At 70.7% G+C, this 16,794-nt stretch carries 17 protein-coding genes and 2 pseudogenes; 11 read left to right on the top strand and 8 right to left on the bottom strand.

Translation table 11 applies throughout. From position 1 onward, the window contains the following. Window positions 1-25: 25 nt before the first annotated feature. Together ACFYOS_RS10650 and ACFYOS_RS10645 are read right to left on the bottom strand one after the other, a co-directional pair. The gene (locus ACFYOS_RS10650) at window positions 26-772 is read right to left on the bottom strand and encodes an N-acetyltransferase (RefSeq protein ID WP_387138250.1); all 747 of its coding nucleotides are present in this window, start codon (window positions 770-772) and stop codon (window positions 26-28) included. 97 nt (window positions 773-869) lie between these two features. Further along, window positions 870-2,180, bottom strand: a complete 1,311-nt coding sequence (locus ACFYOS_RS10645) for an aminotransferase class V-fold PLP-dependent enzyme (protein WP_387138247.1) — start codon at window positions 2,178-2,180, stop codon at window positions 870-872. A 76-nt stretch (window positions 2,181-2,256) separates the two neighbouring features. On the opposite strand from ACFYOS_RS10645, the gene ACFYOS_RS10640 reads away from it, so the two are divergent. Both ACFYOS_RS10640 and ACFYOS_RS10635 read left to right on the top strand, forming a co-directional pair. Continuing rightward, window positions 2,257-2,796 (top strand): adenylate kinase, encoded by a 540-nt coding sequence (locus ACFYOS_RS10640; protein WP_387138244.1) that lies wholly within the window; start codon window positions 2,257-2,259, stop codon window positions 2,794-2,796. Between the two features lie 223 nt (window positions 2,797-3,019). Further along, window positions 3,020-4,093: an Ig-like domain-containing protein gene (locus ACFYOS_RS10635; RefSeq protein ID WP_387138241.1), complete on the top strand. Its 1,074-nt coding sequence runs from the start codon at window positions 3,020-3,022 to the stop codon at window positions 4,091-4,093. Between the two features lie 81 nt (window positions 4,094-4,174). Here the strand turns inward: ACFYOS_RS10635 and ACFYOS_RS10630 are convergent, their stop codons facing one another. Next, complete coding sequence (locus ACFYOS_RS10630) at window positions 4,175-5,389, bottom strand: PP2C family protein-serine/threonine phosphatase (protein ID WP_387138237.1); 1,215 nt, start codon at window positions 5,387-5,389, stop codon at window positions 4,175-4,177. A gap of 196 nt (window positions 5,390-5,585) precedes the next feature. On the opposite strand from ACFYOS_RS10630, the gene ACFYOS_RS10625 reads away from it, so the two are divergent. The 4 genes from ACFYOS_RS10625 to ddaH all read left to right on the top strand — a co-directional run bounded on the left by ACFYOS_RS10625 (window position 5,586) and on the right by ddaH (window position 9,971). Continuing rightward, window positions 5,586-6,110 (top strand): PadR family transcriptional regulator, encoded by a 525-nt coding sequence (locus ACFYOS_RS10625; RefSeq protein WP_387138234.1) that lies wholly within the window; start codon window positions 5,586-5,588, stop codon window positions 6,108-6,110. Beyond that, window positions 6,107-6,778, top strand: a complete 672-nt coding sequence (locus ACFYOS_RS10620) for an ABC transporter ATP-binding protein (protein ID WP_387138231.1) — start codon at window positions 6,107-6,109, stop codon at window positions 6,776-6,778. Before ACFYOS_RS10625 ends, ACFYOS_RS10620 begins: the two co-directional genes overlap by 4 nt. Beyond that, window positions 6,775-9,009, top strand: coding sequence for an FtsX-like permease family protein (locus tag ACFYOS_RS10615; protein ID WP_387138228.1), 2,235 nt, complete (start codon window positions 6,775-6,777; stop codon window positions 9,007-9,009). The genes ACFYOS_RS10620 and ACFYOS_RS10615 overlap by 4 nt, the downstream gene beginning before the upstream one ends. A 191-nt stretch (window positions 9,010-9,200) precedes the next feature. Further along, window positions 9,201-9,971 carry a dimethylargininase gene (ddaH, locus tag ACFYOS_RS10610; RefSeq protein ID WP_387138226.1) on the top strand — a complete coding sequence of 257 codons (771 nt, stop codon included), beginning with the start codon at window positions 9,201-9,203 and terminating at the stop codon, window positions 9,969-9,971. Window positions 9,972-10,003: 32 nt separating this feature from the next. On the opposite strand, the gene ACFYOS_RS10605 is transcribed toward ddaH, so the two are convergent. Continuing rightward, window positions 10,004-10,450 (bottom strand): hypothetical protein, encoded by a 447-nt coding sequence (locus ACFYOS_RS10605; protein ID WP_387138223.1) that lies wholly within the window; start codon window positions 10,448-10,450, stop codon window positions 10,004-10,006. A gap of 422 nt (window positions 10,451-10,872) precedes the next feature. Beyond that, window positions 10,873-11,457: a helix-turn-helix domain-containing protein gene (locus tag ACFYOS_RS10600; RefSeq protein ID WP_387138221.1), complete on the bottom strand. Its 585-nt coding sequence runs from the start codon at window positions 11,455-11,457 to the stop codon at window positions 10,873-10,875. A gap of 63 nt (window positions 11,458-11,520) precedes the next feature. Between ACFYOS_RS10600 and ACFYOS_RS10595 the strand changes: the two genes are divergently transcribed. The 3 genes and pseudogenes from ACFYOS_RS10595 to ACFYOS_RS10585 all read left to right on the top strand — a co-directional run. After that, the gene (locus tag ACFYOS_RS10595; protein ID WP_387138219.1) at window positions 11,521-12,111 is read left to right on the top strand and encodes a dienelactone hydrolase family protein; all 591 of its coding nucleotides are present in this window, start codon (window positions 11,521-11,523) and stop codon (window positions 12,109-12,111) included. A 79-nt stretch (window positions 12,112-12,190) separates the two neighbouring features. Continuing rightward, a complete protein-coding gene (locus ACFYOS_RS10590) occupies window positions 12,191-12,601 on the top strand; it encodes a VOC family protein (RefSeq protein ID WP_387138217.1) in 411 nt (136 codons plus the stop codon). A gap of 125 nt (window positions 12,602-12,726) precedes the next feature. After that, window positions 12,727-12,933: pseudogene (locus ACFYOS_RS10585) on the top strand (transposase); the annotation flags it as partial. A gap of 44 nt (window positions 12,934-12,977) precedes the next feature. Here ACFYOS_RS10585 and sthA read toward each other — a convergent pair. The 3 genes and pseudogenes from sthA to ACFYOS_RS10570 all read right to left on the bottom strand — a co-directional run bounded on the left by sthA (window position 12,978) and on the right by ACFYOS_RS10570 (window position 15,671). Continuing rightward, a complete protein-coding gene (gene sthA / locus ACFYOS_RS10580) occupies window positions 12,978-14,381 on the bottom strand; it encodes a Si-specific NAD(P)(+) transhydrogenase (RefSeq protein WP_387138214.1) in 1,404 nt (467 codons plus the stop codon). A gap of 152 nt (window positions 14,382-14,533) precedes the next feature. Continuing rightward, a pseudogene (locus tag ACFYOS_RS10575) lies at window positions 14,534-15,453 on the bottom strand (low temperature requirement protein A). A gap of 65 nt (window positions 15,454-15,518) precedes the next feature. After that, entirely contained in the window at window positions 15,519-15,671 is a 153-nt protein-coding gene (locus ACFYOS_RS10570; protein WP_387138211.1) for a hypothetical protein, read from the bottom strand. Window positions 15,672-15,783: 112 nt separating this feature from the next. Between ACFYOS_RS10570 and ACFYOS_RS10565 the strand changes: the two genes are divergently transcribed. After that, window positions 15,784-16,206 (top strand): acyl-CoA thioesterase, encoded by a 423-nt coding sequence (locus ACFYOS_RS10565; protein WP_387138208.1) that lies wholly within the window; start codon window positions 15,784-15,786, stop codon window positions 16,204-16,206. A gap of 2 nt (window positions 16,207-16,208) precedes the next feature. Continuing rightward, window positions 16,209-16,613, top strand: a complete 405-nt coding sequence (locus tag ACFYOS_RS10560; RefSeq protein WP_387138205.1) for a hypothetical protein — start codon at window positions 16,209-16,211, stop codon at window positions 16,611-16,613. Window positions 16,614-16,794: the final 181 nt, after the last annotated feature.

The raw sequence follows: 16,794 nt of genomic DNA, 5'->3' as shown, positions 1-16,794 counted from the left end.
GGCGTCCCCGGCGGGTCGGCAACCGCTACAGCGGGTGCCGGACCCAGACGTTGGGCTCGACGTAGACGGCGTGATCGTGCGCCACGTCGCAGAGCACCGGCACCAGCGCGCCCGGCACGTGCACCGGTCCGCTGGCGTCGAACGGCAGCCCGGTCCAGCGGCGCCAGTCGGCGAGCGTGCCGCTGATGACCATCGACCGGGGCGCCACCCGCTCGATGCGCCCACCGGCGCGGACATGCACCCGCAGCCACGGGTCGACCGGCAGGCCGTCCTCGCGGACCTGTGCCGCGTACTCGGTCATCGGCAGGTCGGGCCGGGTGTGCTTGCCGTTGGGGCGGACCGGCGCGACGAGGGTGTCGAAGCCGCGCTTCGCGGCGGCTGCCCGCATCGCGGCGAGCATCAGCCCCGAAAGCCCCGTTCCCCGTTGGTCCGGTCGGATGCAGATCTCCAACGCCGACACCATGGTCGGGGCGGCCCCGGTGAGCCGGTCGATGGTCGACCGCTGGATCATCCGGTCCCAGCCACCGTCGGGAAGCTCGGCCTCCGTCCAGCGCACCGGCACGGCATACGCCCGGGCGACGGCACGCTCCGGCTCGGCGGGGTCGACGGCGGCGAACACGAACTCGGGGTAGAGGTCGTCGGCGACGTTGTAGTACACCCCGCCCATCGGGTCCCAGCGCATGAACTCTGGCCACGCCGCGTCGAAGTCGTCGTTGCTCAGTAACGGGGCGAGTTCGGGGCGGTCCGCCAGGCTCACGATGTCGATGGTCACGGCGGAGACCGTAGAGGCGTCGGCCCCCCCCCGCACGTCATATTCGCGCGACCACCCGTCGCGTGACGCCCTGCCGGTGGAGCTGCCACATCGGTGTTCAGAGCAGGCCGCGCACCGCCCGGAGGGCCGCGTCGACATCCGCCTCGCTGTTCGCGATGGTCGCCCCGAATCGCAGGTGGGAGGGGTTGTACGGCGTGCTGCTGGCGATCACGCCGGCGGCGGTCAGCCGGCCCACCGCCTCACCCACCGGTACATCGGGTACGGCGCAGCAGACGATGCCGGCGGAGAGTTCGGCCGAGCGTGGGGTGACCAGCCGCAGCCCCCGCATGCCGGCCAGGCCCTCCTTGAGCCGGTCGGCCAGCTCGCGGGTCCGCGCCGCGACCCGCTCCGGACCGATCCGCCGGTGGAACTCGAACGCCTCGGCCAGCGCCCACCGGTGCTCGAAGCTGTGGTAGCCGCCCGGCGTGTGCGCGGGCCCCCCAGCGCTCGCCGCCCCGCCCATGCCGCCGAACAACCAGCGGCCGATGCTGGGCCCGTCGAAGGTGGGGATCACCGGCGTCAGCCGACCCCACGCCCGCTCACTGCCCCAGACCAGTCCCGTGCCACGCGGCCCGAGCAGCCACTTGTGGCAGCCGGAGACCAGGACGTCGCAGCCGAGCTGAGCCGGCGTCACCGCCTCGGCGCCGAAGCCGTGCACCCCGTCGACGCAGATCAGTGCCTCCGGGCTGCGGGTGCGAACCGCCTCGGCCAGCTGCCGGACCGGCAGCTTCACCCCGGTGCTGGAGTGCACCCAGGTGAGCGCGACGACCCGGGTTCGGCTGGTGACCGCCCCCGCCAGGTTGCCGACCATCTCGTCGACGGTGGTCGCCGCCGCGTCCCGGTAGAGGCGTACCCGACGAACGGTCGTCCCGTCCCGCTCGGCGCGCAGCCGCAACGACTCGTGCGTGGCGTAGAAGTCGTGCTCGGTGGTCAGCACCTCGTCGCCGGGCCGCAGCCGTACCGCGGTGTAGAGCAGGCCGAGGCCCATCGTGGTCGAGTCGGTCAGGGCGATCTGCTCCGGGCGGGTGTCGAGGCGGCTGGCCGCCGCCGCGAGCACGGCGTCGTCGAGCCGTTTCTCGTTGGCGCCCAGGTAGCCCATCGCGTCCCGGTCGAGCCCGTCCCGGTGCGCGGCGATGGCGGCGCGGACCGGCGCGGGGTGGGCCGCGAAGACGAAGGTGGCCAGGTGCGCCCGGTCGGGGTCGAGCGCGAACTGGGCCCGCACACTCTCCCAACTCGCCGGGTCGAAGGCCGGTGCGCTCGCCGGGTCACCGGCGGCGGATCCCCGCCGGTCCGGCTCGCAGCCGGTAGCCAGGCCGGTCATGCCGGCTGCCGCGGTCACGCCGAGCAGACTCCGTCGCGTGAACAACATGTCACTCATCGTCCGCCGTCAACGTCACGGACAGGTCACCCGACGCGGGTTGCTTCGGCGACATACGCTGCGGCGGGTGAGCGCGCCCTCCCGCATCCTGATCTACGGGGTGTACGGCGCCGGCAAGTCCACTCTCGCGGCACGGCTGGCCGAGCGCCTGGGGATGCCGTGGTATCCGGTCGACGACCTGCTCTGGCAGCCCGGCTGGGTCGAGGTGCCGGTCGCGCTGCAGCGCAGCCGGATCGAGCAGATCTGCCGGCGGGACCGCTGGATCCTCGACGGGGCGTACCACGGGTGGCGGGACGTACCGCTGGCCCGCGCCGACCTGGTGGTCGGCCTGGACTACCCGCGGTGGTGCTCGTTCGGGCGGCTGCTGCGCCGCACCGCGCGCCGGCTGGTGACGCGGGAGGAGATCTGCAACGGCAACCGCGAGTCGCTGGGCAGCGTGCTGTCCCGGGACTCGATCCTGGTCTGGCACGTCGCCGCGTTCGGCCGGGCCCGGCGGCGGATGCGGGCCTGGCAGACCGACCCGTCGGGGCCGCTGGTGCTGCTGTTCCGGTCGCCGGCCGCCCTGGACCGGTGGCTGGCCGGGCTGCCCCGCCGGTCGGATTCATGACCGACGTTCCGGAACTGGGCACCGGGTCTCCCATGACCCGCCGTCAGCAAGTACTCTCCCGGCGGAGGGGAACGGGATGATCAGTCGGCGAAAGTTGATCGGTACCGGCCTGGGTGTCACGGCCGGCCTGGTGACGGCAGGGTGCAGCGATGGCTCGTCGTCCGGAGCCGCGTGGTCCCAGCCGGGTCTGGCGGCGGCGAGTGCGCCGCCGAGCGAGGTACGAGTGACCGTTACGCCGGCCGCCGACACGAAGAAGGTGTCGCCGGTCGAGCAGGTCGTCGTGGCGGTGGAGGGCGGCACGCTCAAGGACGTGTCTGTGGCGGCCGGGGGCAAGACCGTCGCCGGCGAGGTGGGCAGCGACGACCGCACGTGGCAGTCGACCGGCAAGCTGGCCTATGGCCGGACCTACACGGTCACCGTGTCCGTGGCTGACGCCGCCGGCGCGCTGACCCAGCACAAGAGCAGTTTCAGCACCGTCAAGCCGTCCGGGGTCGCCTCCGTCACGTTCCAGGCCAACGCGCTGACCGCCCTGCGGGCCGGCGGCACGTACGGGGTCGGCCAGCCGGTCATGGTCAACTTCAGCCGGCCCGTCAAGAACCGCGACGAGGCCGAGAAGGCGATGCTGGTGGAGACCACGCCGGCCGTCGAGGGACGGTGGCGCTGGATCGACGGGCAGAACGCCCACTGGCGGCCGGCGAAGTACTGGACGCCGGGCACGAAGATCTCGGTGAAGGTCAACCTCTTCGGCCAGGACCTCGGCAAGGGCGTCTACGGCGGCGCCAACGCCGGCACGAACTTCACCATCGGCCCGTCCCGCATCGCCATCGCCGACGCGAGGACCCACCGGATGAAGGTCTACATCGACGGGAGGATGGTGCGGGACTGCCCGATCAGCATGGGCAAGGGTGGCACCACCACGGGCGCGAACGGGGAGGTCATCAGCTACTGGACGCGTTCCGGCCCGCACGTGGTGATGACCCGCGAGCCCTCGCACCGGATGACCTCGGCCAGCTACGGGGTCGTCGATCCCAAGGACCCCAACTTCTACGACGAGGTCATCAAGCTCTGTCTGCGGATCTCGTACTCGGGCGAGTTCGTCCACCTGGCCGACTGGAACATCGGCCAGCAGGGCAACCAGAACACCTCGCACGGCTGCATCAACGTCGGGCCGGCCGACGCCCGCTGGTTCTACGAGACGTTCCGGCTCGGTGACGTGGTCGACGTCCGCAACACCCCTCGATCGATGGCACTCACCGACGGGGTGGGCGACTGGACCGTGCCGTGGAACAAGTGGTGATCGGAGGCTGCCACCGCGCGGCCCGGCGAGCCATCTCCGGGTAGGCCGCCGGCCGGTCGTCGCCCGCGGCTGGCGGCGCCGTCAGATGGTGGCCCGGCGGACGGCCAGCAGGGCGATGTCGTCCGCGGGATGTTCGGCGTCGAGGGTCGCCATGATGGTGTCGCACACGGTCTCGACGGGAGCCACCGGGATCGCGGCCGTGAGACGGGCGACGCCGGAGTCGAACAGTTCGCCGCGGCGTTCGACGAGTCCGTCGGTGTAGGCGACGAGGACCGCGCCGGGCGGGAAGTCGACCGTGGTGGTGTGCCGCTCGGGGCTTCTGCGGCCGGTGCCGAGCGGTGGGTCGATGTGCGCGGCAAGCACGGTCGCCGGCCGGCCGGGCGCGGCCAGCACCGGGCAGGGGTGCCCGGCCAGGGAGAGGTGGATGCGGGAGCCGTCGGGGGAGATCAGCGCGTACAAGGCGGTGGTCAGGCTGCCGGCCTCGAAGTGGACGACCTTCCGGTCGAGCAGGGTGAGGGCTTCCGCCGGTTCCTCGCAGACGAGGGCGTACGCGCGCAGGGCACTGCGGATCCGCCCCATCACCACCGCCGACCGCAGCCCGTGGCCCGACACGTCACCCATGACCACGCCCAGCCAACCGGAGGGGAGGGTGAAGACGTCGTACCAGTCGCCGCCGACCCCGGCGGCATGACCCGGCACGTACCGGCCGGCCATCTCCAGATTCGGTACGTGCGGGAACTCGGCGGGGATCAGGCTCCGTTGCAGCGCCAGGGCAGCGGTGTGGTCCAGGGTGCTCTCACGCACCCGGCTGGCCAGCCCGACATGGTTGGCGACCAGTTCCAGCAGGCGGACCTCGTCGGCGGTGAACCGGCGCGGGGTGAGGGAACCGACGTGCAGCACGCCGACGAGGTGACCCCTCGTCATGATCGGGACGCCCAGCAGGGATCGGACACCGGTTTGCAGCAGGATGGGATTGACGACCTTGTCCGGGGTGACGTCCTCGATGATCACCGGTTGCTCGGTCGCCGCGATGCGGCCGGCGAACCCCCGCCCGATCGAGACGCGGAACCCGTGCCGGACCTCCTCCTCCAGCCCTTTGGCGGCGGTGGCGACCAGGTGCCGGGCGTGAACGTCGAGCAGGAGGATGGCGGCGGTGTCGACCTGGAGCAGGTCGCGGACCCGGTCGAGGACCTCGTCGAAGAGGTCGGCGGCGTCGAGGCGGGACAGCGTGGCGTCGGTCATCGCCTCGATGCGGCGCAACCGCTGCTCGTCCTGGTGACTCTCCGCGCGAACCACCCCCCGGATCCTAGTTGCATGACCGCAATTTCCACCCCATTGCACCCCTGCTCAACGCCCGGGACAGGTCGCTTCCTCCCGGCTCGAGCACCACGTCTTCGTACATCCGCGACGATCCAGCGCCGTCACGAGAAGCGGCCGCGATAAACGCTCAGGGTATATACGCGGAGTATACGCTCGGGGTATGGTCACGGGCATGAGTGTGCCGTTGACCCTCCTCGGCCTGCTGGAGCGCGAGCCCAGTCATGGCTACGACCTCAAACGCGACTACGACACCTTCTTCAGCCGCGGCAAGCCGCTGCCGTTCGGGCAGGTATATGCGACGCTGGGCCGCCTGGCCCGGGACGGCAAGATCGTCATCGGCGAGGTGGAGCCGGGCGTCGGCCCGGACCGCAAGCGGTACGTCATCACCGAGCGCGGCGCGACCGAGGTGGACGACTGGCTGGCCGAGCCGGTGGAGGCCGAACCCAACCTGCAGACGGTGCTGTTCACGAAGGTGGTGCTGGCGCTGATGTTGGACCGGCCCGCCGCGGAATACCTCGACGCCCAGCGCGCCACGCACCTGCGGCGGATGACGGAGCTGACCGCGATCAAGCGCGACGGCAACCTGGTGGACACGCTGCTGGCCGACCATGGCCTGTTCCATCTTGAGGCCGACCTGCACTGGATCGACACCACGATCGCCCGGCTGGACGCGCTCCGCACGGTGGTGCGGCGATGACGGCCATCGAAGCGCGTGCCGTCGCCTTGTCCTTCGGCAGCACACCGGCGCTGCGGGGCGCCAGCCTCTCGGTGGACCCGGGCGAGATCGTCGCCGTGATGGGCCCGAGCGGCTCCGGCAAGTCCACCTTGCTGCACTGCCTGGCCGGCATCCTGGTGCCCGACGCGGGCGAGATCCGCCTCGACGGCCGCCGCGTCGACACGATGAGCGAGCAGCAGCGCAGCGTGCTGCGCCGGGATCGATTCGGGTTCGTGTTCCAGTTCGGACAGCTCGTACCCGAGTTGACCGCGGAGGAGAACGTCGCGTTGCCCTTGCTGCTCGGCGGAGTCCGCCGCACGGCCGCGCTTCGGGAGGCGCGGCCGTGGTTCGAACGGCTCGGCCTGGCCGGGCTGGAGGGGCGCCGTTCCGGTGAGCTGTCCGGCGGCCAAGCGCAGCGGGTGGCGCTCGCCCGCGGCCTCGTCGCCCGGCCCAGCGTGCTGTTCGCCGACGAGCCGACCGGCGCACTCGACTCCCTCACCGGCGAGCAGGTCATGGACCTCCTCGTCGTCTGCGCCCGCGAGCAGGACACCACGGTCGTGCTCGTCACCCACGAGGCCCGCGTCGCCGCGTACGCCGACCGGCAGGTCATCGTGCGTGACGGCAAGGTGAACGCGTTGGTGCACTCATGATCCGATTCGGTCTGCGGCTGTCCCTGTCCGGTGGCCGGGAGGCGGCCATCCGGCTCGTCATCATCGCCGGCGCGGTGGCGCTCGGCGTCGGCATGCTCCTGACCACGCTCGCCGGCATGAACGCGGTCGGTAAGCAGAACACGCGGTACGCGTGGCTCAACACCGGCACCGCCCCGGCCGCGGCCGGGGCGTCAGCCGATCCGATGTGGTGGCTGCTCCGGGAGGACCATTACCACGGCCAATCCATCGGCCGGGTCGAGGTCGCGCCGCTGGGCCCGGACGCTCCGGTGCCACCGGGCATCCCGCACCTGCCCGGGCCGGGGGAGTACTACGTCTCGCCCGCCCTCGGCAAGCTGCTGCGCGCCACCCCGGCCGAGCAACTCGCTGACCGCTTCCCCGGCCATGAGATCGGCACGGTCGGGCGGGCGGCGCTGCCCTCTCCCGAGTCGCTGCTGATCGTCATCGGCCGGGCCCCGGCCGACCTGGAACACCTGGGGGCGCGGCAGATCACGCAGATCATGACCACCTCCCCGAGCGACTGCAGTCACGGCTGCTACGTCGGGATCAGGCACGACGGCATGACAATCGTGCTGTCCGTCGTCGCGGCCGCGCTGCTCTTCCCGGTGCTCATCTTCATCGGCACCGCGACCCGGCTGGCCGCGACCCGCCGGGAGCAGCGCTTCGCCGCGATGCGGCTGGTCGGCGCCACGCCACGGCAGATCTCTCTTATCTCGGCCGTGGAGTCCGCGATCGCCGCGACAGCGGGTACCGCCGTCGGGTTCGGGCTGTTCTTCGCCTTCCGGCCGGGCCTCGCGGCGATCCCGTTCACCGGCGACCCGTTCTTCACCGCCGACCTGTCGCTCACCGTCGTCGACATCCTGGCGGTCGCGCTCGGCATCCCGCTCGGCGCCGTCGTGGCTGCCGCGCTGGCGCTGCGCCGGGTGCAGATCTCCCCGCTGGGCGTGAGCCGGCGCGTCACCCCGAAACCGCCGCGCGCCTGGCGGCTCATCCCCCTAGCTGCCGGGCTCGCCGAGCTGACCTGGTTCATCGGCCGGCGCCCCGAGACGACCAACGGCCAGATCACCGCGTACATCTCGGGGTTTGTGCTGATCCTGGTCGGGTTGGTGATGGCCGGGCCCTGGCTGACCATCGCCGGCGCGCGGGTCCTCGCGGGGCGGGCCAGCCGACCCGCGACGCTCATCGCCGGGCGGCGGCTGTCGGACAACCCGCAGGCGGGGTTCCGGTCGGTGAGTGGGCTGATCGTGGCCCTGTTCGTGACCAGCGTGGCGACCGGCACGATCACCACGTTCGTCGCCAACCGCGGCGCACCGCGCACCGACTCGGTGGCCGCCACCTCACTGTCGAAAACGTTCTGGCCCGAGGAAGGACCGGCACCGACCGCCGACCAGATTCCGTCCGGACTCAGCGCGATCCCCGGCGTGCGCAGCGTAACGGTGGTGCACGCCAACTCCGGGCGTAAACTCGGCGTCGGCGGGCAGCGCGGCGACGCGCGCGACTGGCCGGGCCTGGTCACCTGCGCCGAGCTGGACCGTCTCAAGCTGTTCGGCAACTGCCCGGCCGGCGGGCAGGTCGCGGTCGTACCCTCCGACCTCATCGGCATGCGGGCGTTCGACCTGACCAATGACACGTACGTCTGGGGCGCCGCCGTCGGCGTCGTCGCCGCGGACGTTGACCGGCAGCCGGTCCTGTCGGTGGTCGTCGACACGACCAGCCGGTCGGCGTTCGAACAGGCCCGCACGATGCTGATCAACGCGTTCCCGCAAGGGCGCTTCCCGAGCAGCGTGGGGGAGTGGGAGTCGAACAACGCGCAGCAGCTGATCCAGTTCCAGCAACTGGCCAACGTGATCATGCTGGCCAGCCTGCCGATCGCGGGATGCAGCCTGGCGGTGAGCGTGGCTGGCGGGCTCAGCGACCGGAAGCGGCCGTTCAGCATGCTCCGGCTCACCGGAGTGCAGCTACGGACCCTGCGCCGCGTGGTCGCGCTGGAGACCGTCGTGCCGCTCCTGGTCGTCTCGGCGGTCGCGATCGGGATGGGATTCCTGGCCTCGTACCTGTTCCTGCGGGCGCAGCTGGACTACACGCTGCTCCCGCCGGACGGGTCGTTCTACCTCATGGTCGGCGGCGGCCTGGCGGTATCGCTGGGCATCATCGCTTCGACGCTGCCGCTGCTGCGGCGGATCACCGGTCCGGAGACGGCCCGGAACGAGTGAGGTCCCGGCCAACCCGTGCATGGGCCTGGCCAAAGCTCACCGGAGGTCCGGCGCGCCGGACGCCCGCCGGGACCTCCGGTGAGCTGCGGGCCGATCGGAGGCCGGTGCGATCAACGGCCGTGGCTGGGCTCCCACATGATTGCCGCCTGCCCTGCTTGAGCTTGGCTGACGCCGCACGGCAGACTGGTTGCATGACTCGAGGCATCGCCCTGGTCCGGCGACCCAGCGGGCGGCTGGCCGAAGGGCTGGTGACCCACATCGAACGCAGCGACGTGGACGTCGCACAGGCCCGGCGTCAGCACGAGGCGTACCGGGCCGCGCTCGCCGAAGCCGGCTGGCAGGTGCGCGAGGTCGCTCCCGCCGACCACTGTCCCGACTCGGTGTTCATCGAGGACACCGTGGTGGTCTGCGAGGGCCTGGCGGTGATCACCCGACCGGGCGCGCCGCAGCGCCGCCCGGAGATCCCCGGCACGGAGAAGGCGGTACGCGAGGCCGGGCTGGAAGTCGTGCGCATCGAGGCTCCCGGGACGCTGGACGGCGGCGACGTGCTGCAGGTCGGCACCACCGTGTACGTGGGCCGAGGCGGCCGCACCAACGGTGCGGGCGTGGCCCAGTTGCGTGCCCACCTGGCGACCCGCGGGCGCAGCGTGATCCCGGTCCCGCTGCGCGACGTGCTGCATCTCAAGTCGGCCGTGACCGCGCTGCCCGACGGCACCCTCGTCGCGCTGCCGGAACTGCTCGACGTGACCGCGCTCCGGCAGCCGGTGCGCGCGGTCGACGAGGAGGCCGGCTGCCACGTCGTACCGCTCGGCGATGACCTCGTGCTGCTGGCCGCGTCGGCGCCGCGCACCGCGGCGCTCGTGGCGGACCTCGGCTTCATGCCGGTCGTCGTCGACATCGGCGAGTACGAGAAGCTTGAGGGCTGCGTCACCTGCCTGAGCGTGCTGATCCCCAGGGGCTAGCCCACGCCCCAGCCGGACTCGGGAGCCGGTGATCAGGCGGCCGGAGCCTGTCGCAGGGCGTCCGCGAGCGACTCGGCGTTCTTCTTGTCCACCCGGGGGAAGGTGAGAGCCACGCCGTCGCCCGGAGCGCCGAACGCGAGGCGCAGCAGGCTCACCACACCCATCTTGGCCTCGGCCAGCGAGACCTGTTCACGGGGCACCTCACCCAGGACCTTCTTTCCGGGGCCGCCCAGAAACGTCTGCGGCAGGAAGATCAGTCGACGGTTGGTGAGCACGACGAACTGCTTACGGGTCGACGCCAGTGCCGCCCCCAACAACGCTCCGCCACCCTCAAGGACCATCGCCTGGCTGACGACCGTCCCGAGTCGACCGGACGAGAACTTCCCGACCATGGCCCGCGTCGCCACGACCGGTTGCTCACCGGACTGCAGGATCGGCGTCACCTGCTCGAACGCACGGGTCTGAAGCTTCTGCTGCATCGCGTTCTCCGTTCCGTGGCCGTGAGTCGTGCCGATGCTAATGACTCGAAGGTCCAGTTAGCCTCCGACGATCGGCCGACATCAGGCGAAAGAACTGGAGACGCTGAGCGGCTTGTCAGGTCAGAAGGTTTGCCACGCCATCCGCGAACGCGTCCGGAGCCTCTTGCGGAACGTTGTGTCCCACCCCCGACAGGAGCCGGTGCTCATAAGGCCCCGTGAAGTGGTCGCGGTCCTCCGCCGCGCTCGGCCCAGCGACGCCGTCCGCACCGCTGTCGAGCACGATCGTGGGCGCGGTGATGGGAGGCCCTTGCGCGATGAATAGAGGGTGAAGGCATGGCGCGGACGGTGGGGGTCGAATGTCCGCAGCCGGCCGTGCCATCCGGCGCAGATGAGCGAGCGGATCGGCCCGAACGGGACGCGCGTCAGTTGGTCGGGTCGCGCTCGGCGTCGGGGAGGGTGGGGGCGTCGGTGGGGTAGAGGCCGGCGACGAAGCCGTACACCTGGTCGCCGGCCCGGGGGATCTGCGCGAACTGGCGGGCGAGCTCCTGGACCTGCGCCCAGAAGTTCCGCACCTCCTCGATCGGGATGCGGGCGTGCACGAGGGTGCACCGCAGCTCGTCCGCGGCGTGCGCCGCGGCGGACTCGGCGGCCGCCTCCGCGAGACCGTTGATGGCCGTCACGACCTGCTTGTCCTCGGGTCGGTGGAGCACCCCGACGTAGAGGGTGCGGGCGACCCGGCCGTAGTAGCGCTCCTCGATCGCCCGTACCCGTCGGGTGCGCACCACGCGGAGGAGGCCGGCGTCGACGAGCAGGTTCACGTGGTAGGCGACGCTGCTCTTGGGGCGGTCGACCGCCTGCGCCATCTCGGTGACCGTGGCGGCCCGCTCGAGGAGCAGCTCCAGGAGGGTGGCGCGCAGCGGGTCGGCCAGCGCGCGGAGCTGCTCGGGTGCGGCGACCACGAGCATCTCGTCGAGGTCGTAGTCCGGGATCTGCTCATTGACCGACATTTCTCGACCGTTCAAAAATTCTGGATCATTCGATCACTGTGGTCCGATGACAGGAGTGTAGAGATGGCCGAGGTCGTGCTGTTCCACCACATCCAGGGACTGACCGATGGCGTGCGCGCGTTCGCGGAGCACTTGCGCGCCGGCGGGCACACCGTGCACACGCCGGACCTGTTCGACGGCGAGCGCCCGGCGACCGTCGACGAGGGCTTCGCCCTGACCAAGCGCATCGGGGACGAGGCGCTCAACGGGCGTGCCGACCGGGCCGCGGCCGACCTGCCCGAGGGTCTGGTCTATGCCGGTTTCTCGTGGGGCGCCGCCACGGCGCAGCGGCTCGCCCAGACCCGGCCCGGCGCCGGCGGCGCCCTGCTCTACGAGGCCTGCCTCCCGGTCACCGGCGAGTGGGCCATCGGACCGTGGCCCGACCGCGTCCCGGTGCAGATCCACGGCATGGACAAGGACCCGTTCTTCGCACTGGAGGGCGACATCGATTCCGCCCGCGAGCTGGTCAAGATTGTCGGATCCGACCGGGCCGAGCTGTTCGTCTACCCGGGCGACCGGCACCTGTTCACCGACAGCTCGCTGCCGTCCTACGACGCGGAAGCGACCGCGCTGGTGGTGCAGCGCTCGCGGGACTTCCTCGACCGGGTGGGCTGACTCAGTTTGGCGACCTGCGGATATCCGCTAGGGCCTGTCTCAAACTCCGGCTTATTTGATCTTGTGGCAAGATCGCCGGATGCTGCGACTCACCGATTTCATCATCGACTGCCCGGACACGATGGCGCTGGCAGCCTTCTATTCAGACGTGACGGGTCGCCCGGTCAAGGAGGGCAGCCACGGCAACTGGGCCGGTATCCGGTTCGGCGAGATCGAGCTGGCCTTCATCCGGGTGGAGGACTACCGCGCCCCGCAGTGGCCCGACAGCGAGCACCCCAAGCAGTTCCATCTCGACTTCGAAGTCGACGACATCGAGGCCGAACAGAGCCGCGTCCTGGCCCTCGGCGCGACCCTGCAGCAGGACTCCATCGGCCCCGACGGCTACGGCTGGCGCGTCTACACCGACCCCGTCGGCCACCCGTTCTGCCTCTGCCACAACAAGGGTGTCACTTGGACCGACCAGGGCCCCATCTGGCCCAAGAGCGAGTAGCGCTGCCGTCCGCACGAGCTAGGCAGCGTCTCGAAGTCGGGTGCGGCGTGTCGGTGATCGATAGTTAGCGAGGTCTCCGGTAGGAGGGTTCATCGACCAAGAAGAACCTGAATACCGGAGACCTCGTGGCCACCATAGCGGTGACGAGGCGGCACGACCTGACCGACGCCCAGTGGATGGTGTTGGAGTCGCTGCTGCCTGCGGATAAGCGGCCGGGACGGCCGTCGCAGTGGAGCAAGCGGCAGCTCATTGACGGCATCCGGTGGCGGGTGCGGGTCGGTGCGCCGTGGCGGGACGTGCCGGCGTGTTACGGCTCCTGGCAGGCGATCTACGTCACCGCCATCAACGAGTGGCTACACGCACTTCGAGACACTGCCTAGCCGTCGATCCGGGTGATGTTGCGGATCTTGTTGGAAGCGTCGAGCGCAGCCACCTTGTACGCCTCAGCCAGGGTGGGGTAGTTGAACACCGTGTCGACCAGGTATTCGACGTTACCTCCGCAGCCCATCACCGCCTGTCCGATATGGACGATCTCGGTGGCGCCGGTCCCGAACACGTGCACGCCGAGGAGCCGGCCGTCGTCCGGCGACACGAGCAGCTTCAGCATGCCGTAGGAGTCCCCGACGATCTGGCCGCGGGCCAGCTCGCGGTAGCGCGCGATGCCCACCTCGAACGGCGTCGAGGTGTCGGTCAGCTCCTCCTCGGTCTTTCCGACAAAGCTGATCTCCGGAATCGTGTAGATGCCGATCGGCTGCAGCTCGTTCATTCCGCGGACGGGCTCGCCGCAGGCGTGCTGCGCGGCCAATCGGCCCTGCTCCATCGAGGTGGACGCCAGCGCCGGGAAGCCGATCACGTCACCGACCGCGTAGATGTTGTCCACCGCGGTGCGGTAGTTCGCGTCGACCTCGATCCGGCCGCGCCTGTCCGCCTCCAGCCCGGCCGCTTCCAGGGCCAGGTCGTCGGTCTGGCCCTGGCGGCCGGCCGAGTACATGACGGTGTCCGCGACGATCTTCTTGCCGCTCTTCAGGATGCACAGCGCCGCGGTCTGGTGCTTCTCCACCGCGGCGACCTCCTCGCCGAAGCGGAACGTCACGGACAGGTCGCGCAGGTGGTACTTGAGCGATTCGACGACCTCCTCGTCGCAGAACTCGAGCATCCGGTCGCGGCGTTCCACCACGGTCACCTTGGTGCCGAGCGCGGCGAACATGGATGCGTACTCCATGCCGATCACGCCGGCGCCGACCACGACCATGCTGCGGGGCACGGCCTGGAGGTTGATGACGCCGTCGGAGTCCACGATGGTCCGGTCGTCGAAGTCGACGCTGTCCGGACGGGCCGGCCGCGTACCCGCGGCAATAATGATCTTGTCGAAGGTGACCTTGGACTCGCGTCCGGAGCCACCGTCGACCCAGACCGCGTGCGGGTCCGCGAACCGTCCGGTGCCGGTGATCATTGCGACCCGGTTGCGGGCCAGCTGATTACGGATGACGTCCGTCTGCCGGCTGATCACGTGCTGGGTCCGGGCGGCCAGGTCGCTGACCGTGATCTCCTCCTTGACCCGGTAGCTGCTGCCGTACAGATCCCGCTGGCTCAGGCCGGTCAGGTAGAGCACGGCCTCGCGCAGCGTCTTGGACGGGACGGTGCCGGTGTTGATGCACACCCCACCGATCATGTCGCGCCGGTCCACGATGCCGACCCGCTTGCCGAGCTTGGCCGCGGCGATCGCGGCCTTCTGACCGCTGGGCCCAGAGCCCAGCACCAACAGGTCGTAGTCATACACAACCGTCAGCGTCGCAAGATGTCGCGGCCGGCGCCAGGTCTGCTGCCCACCGGGCTCTCCAGAAGCCGCGTCATCGGGCTACTCACCCTCGCCTGTCTCCTGCCGCCGATGCTGCTCCCGCCACCGCTCGTCAACGCCTTCTCCGCCGGCGCTCAGGGTGGGGTGGGAGCCTCTCGTGGGTGGCGGTGGGCCCGTCGAGCGATCGCGACGAGCAGCAGGACCATGGCGGCGACGCCCGAGGCCGCGAGCGGGGGAACGCGGGTCAGGGGTGCCGTGGGCAGGAGCAGCGCCACGACGCCGGCCGGGCGGGGAGCCGAGACGCGGGCGTAGACCACGTATTCGAGGATGGAACGGCCGACCAGGAATATCGCGACCCCTCCGGTGATGACCATCGACCAGGCCAGGGGCGTGTCTCGGGCAGGGTGCTTCTCGACCAGGTCGTGTCCGATGCTGGTGGTGACGATGCCGAAGATCATGGTCGGGTGGGCGGCGCCGGCGAGCCGCCCGGTTCGGGCGGGATCGGAGGCCCGGGTCACTGCCTGAGCGACCAGTTGGCCGGCGAGGTGGAAGTAGATGCGCCACAGCAGGACGGTGGTCAGGAAAGCCACCACCAGCGCCATGATTCGGTACGGGCTGGCGGGCACCTCGGTGAAGGCGATTCCGATGCCCAGAGCATCAACGGGTGCCTGCCGAGCCTGGGCACAGGCCAGCCGCGCCAGGCTGCGACGTACTCCACGAGCACCGCCACCGCCCACAGCGCGGCGCGGGTCGCGCCGTGACCGGACGCGCCGAGGAGCCAGGGCACCGCGGTGATCGCGTACCAGCAGAACGCCCGCAGGTAGTCGGACCGCACCTCGGGTACGTGCGTGAGAAGGGTGATCACCAGCGTCCGGCCGGCCTGCAGGACGATGTAGGTCAGCGCGAAGGCCAGCGCCCTTCCGTCGAAGGCGGAATGCACGCTGGTGCCGAAGACGAGCACACCGAACACGCTGCCGATGACGGCGACCTGCACCACCGGCCGACGCGGGTCGAACCGTGCGGTGATGTAGGTGGTCAGGGTCCACACCCGCATCAGGGGCAGAAACAGCGGCAATGTGTGTCCGAGCGCGATCAATGCCTGTTCCGGCTCGGCCCGGATCAGACGTCGAACGCCTGTGCGACGAGCCGGCTCAGGATGAACACCATGGCGAGGTCGGAGAACAACTCCACGAACGTCGCCTGGTCGACCGCACCGTGGCGCAGCAGGAAGCTGCCCCGCCGACTGGGCGGCTCGCCCGCGCCCTCCCTCACCACCGCACAGGTAATCCCCGAACGCGACGGCGGAAACCTCGCGCGGCGAATCGGTTCGGCGATCGGACCCAGCAGGGACCTGGGTGTCGGGCCGCTCGTTAGGCTCGCGGCCATGGGAGATCCATTTCGGGTACGCATCACCGTCCGCGGTTACGAGCTCGACACCCAGGGACACCTGAACCAGGCCGTGTACCTCCAGTACAGCGAGCACGCCCGGTGGGAGTGCCTGCGCGCCGCCGGGATCTCGCAGGACCGGCTCATCGGCAGCGGTGTGGGACCGGTCGCCCTGGAGGTCACCGTCCGGTACCTGCGGGAGCTGCGTGGTGGCGACGAGGTGGACGTGACCTGCGAGTTCCGCTGGGGTGAGGGTAAGACGTTCCAGATCGTTCAGCACCTCACCCGCTCGGACGGCACCGATGTCGCCACGGTGACCGGGGTCGGTGGCCTGCTCGACCTGTCCGCCCGGCGGTTGGTGCCCGACCCGCGCGAGCGGTTCCGGGAACTGGCCAGCGACCCTGAGCCGCTGAACCTCTGACCGTGCCCTACCTCAGCCGGCACGTGCCGTCGGTGAGCGCCCGGCCGTCGGTCAGCGTCTGGCTGGCCGAGCAGGTCGGCGAGGACAAGGTGGTGGAGATGGCGCAGCGGCTGCTGCCCGGTGGCGACCGCCCCGCCATTGGCCGCGAGGAGCACCGGGGCGCCGTCCCGGACGCTTCCGTGCCCGCCCGTCCCGGCGCAGCCGCCGTGGTCGTCCCGGGTGAAGGACGTCCCGGCGCCGAGCACCACCGCGCCGGTGACCACGAAGTTCTCCGCGGCCGGTCGGTGCGGCGCGGCGGCGGTGTGCGGTCCCCGGGCTCCCAGGAAGGACGGGATGGCGAGCCCGAGCCCGGCGGCGCCGCCCGCCCACATCCAGACGTGGTTCCGTCGGGTCGGGACCGGGTCTGACAGCTGCATGCGGAATCCCGGTCGACTCAATCCCGCCAGCGCCCGTGCGACGGTCAGGGAAGTGTCGTCGAAGATCGTTTATTTCCGCAACCCGGTGATCAGGACGTCGTAGAGCGGGCGCCCAGGGCCGTCTTCCCGCTGCTGGCCTGGGCCAGCGTCGTCGCGGTGCGGGTCCTGCGCG

Source organism: Micromonospora sp. NPDC005806, from assembly GCF_042871425.1.
Classification (GTDB): Bacteria; Actinomycetota; Actinomycetes; order Mycobacteriales; family Micromonosporaceae; genus Micromonospora.
The sequence above is the reverse complement of the archived record's forward strand: the minus strand, read 5'-3'. Positions and strand labels throughout refer to the sequence as shown.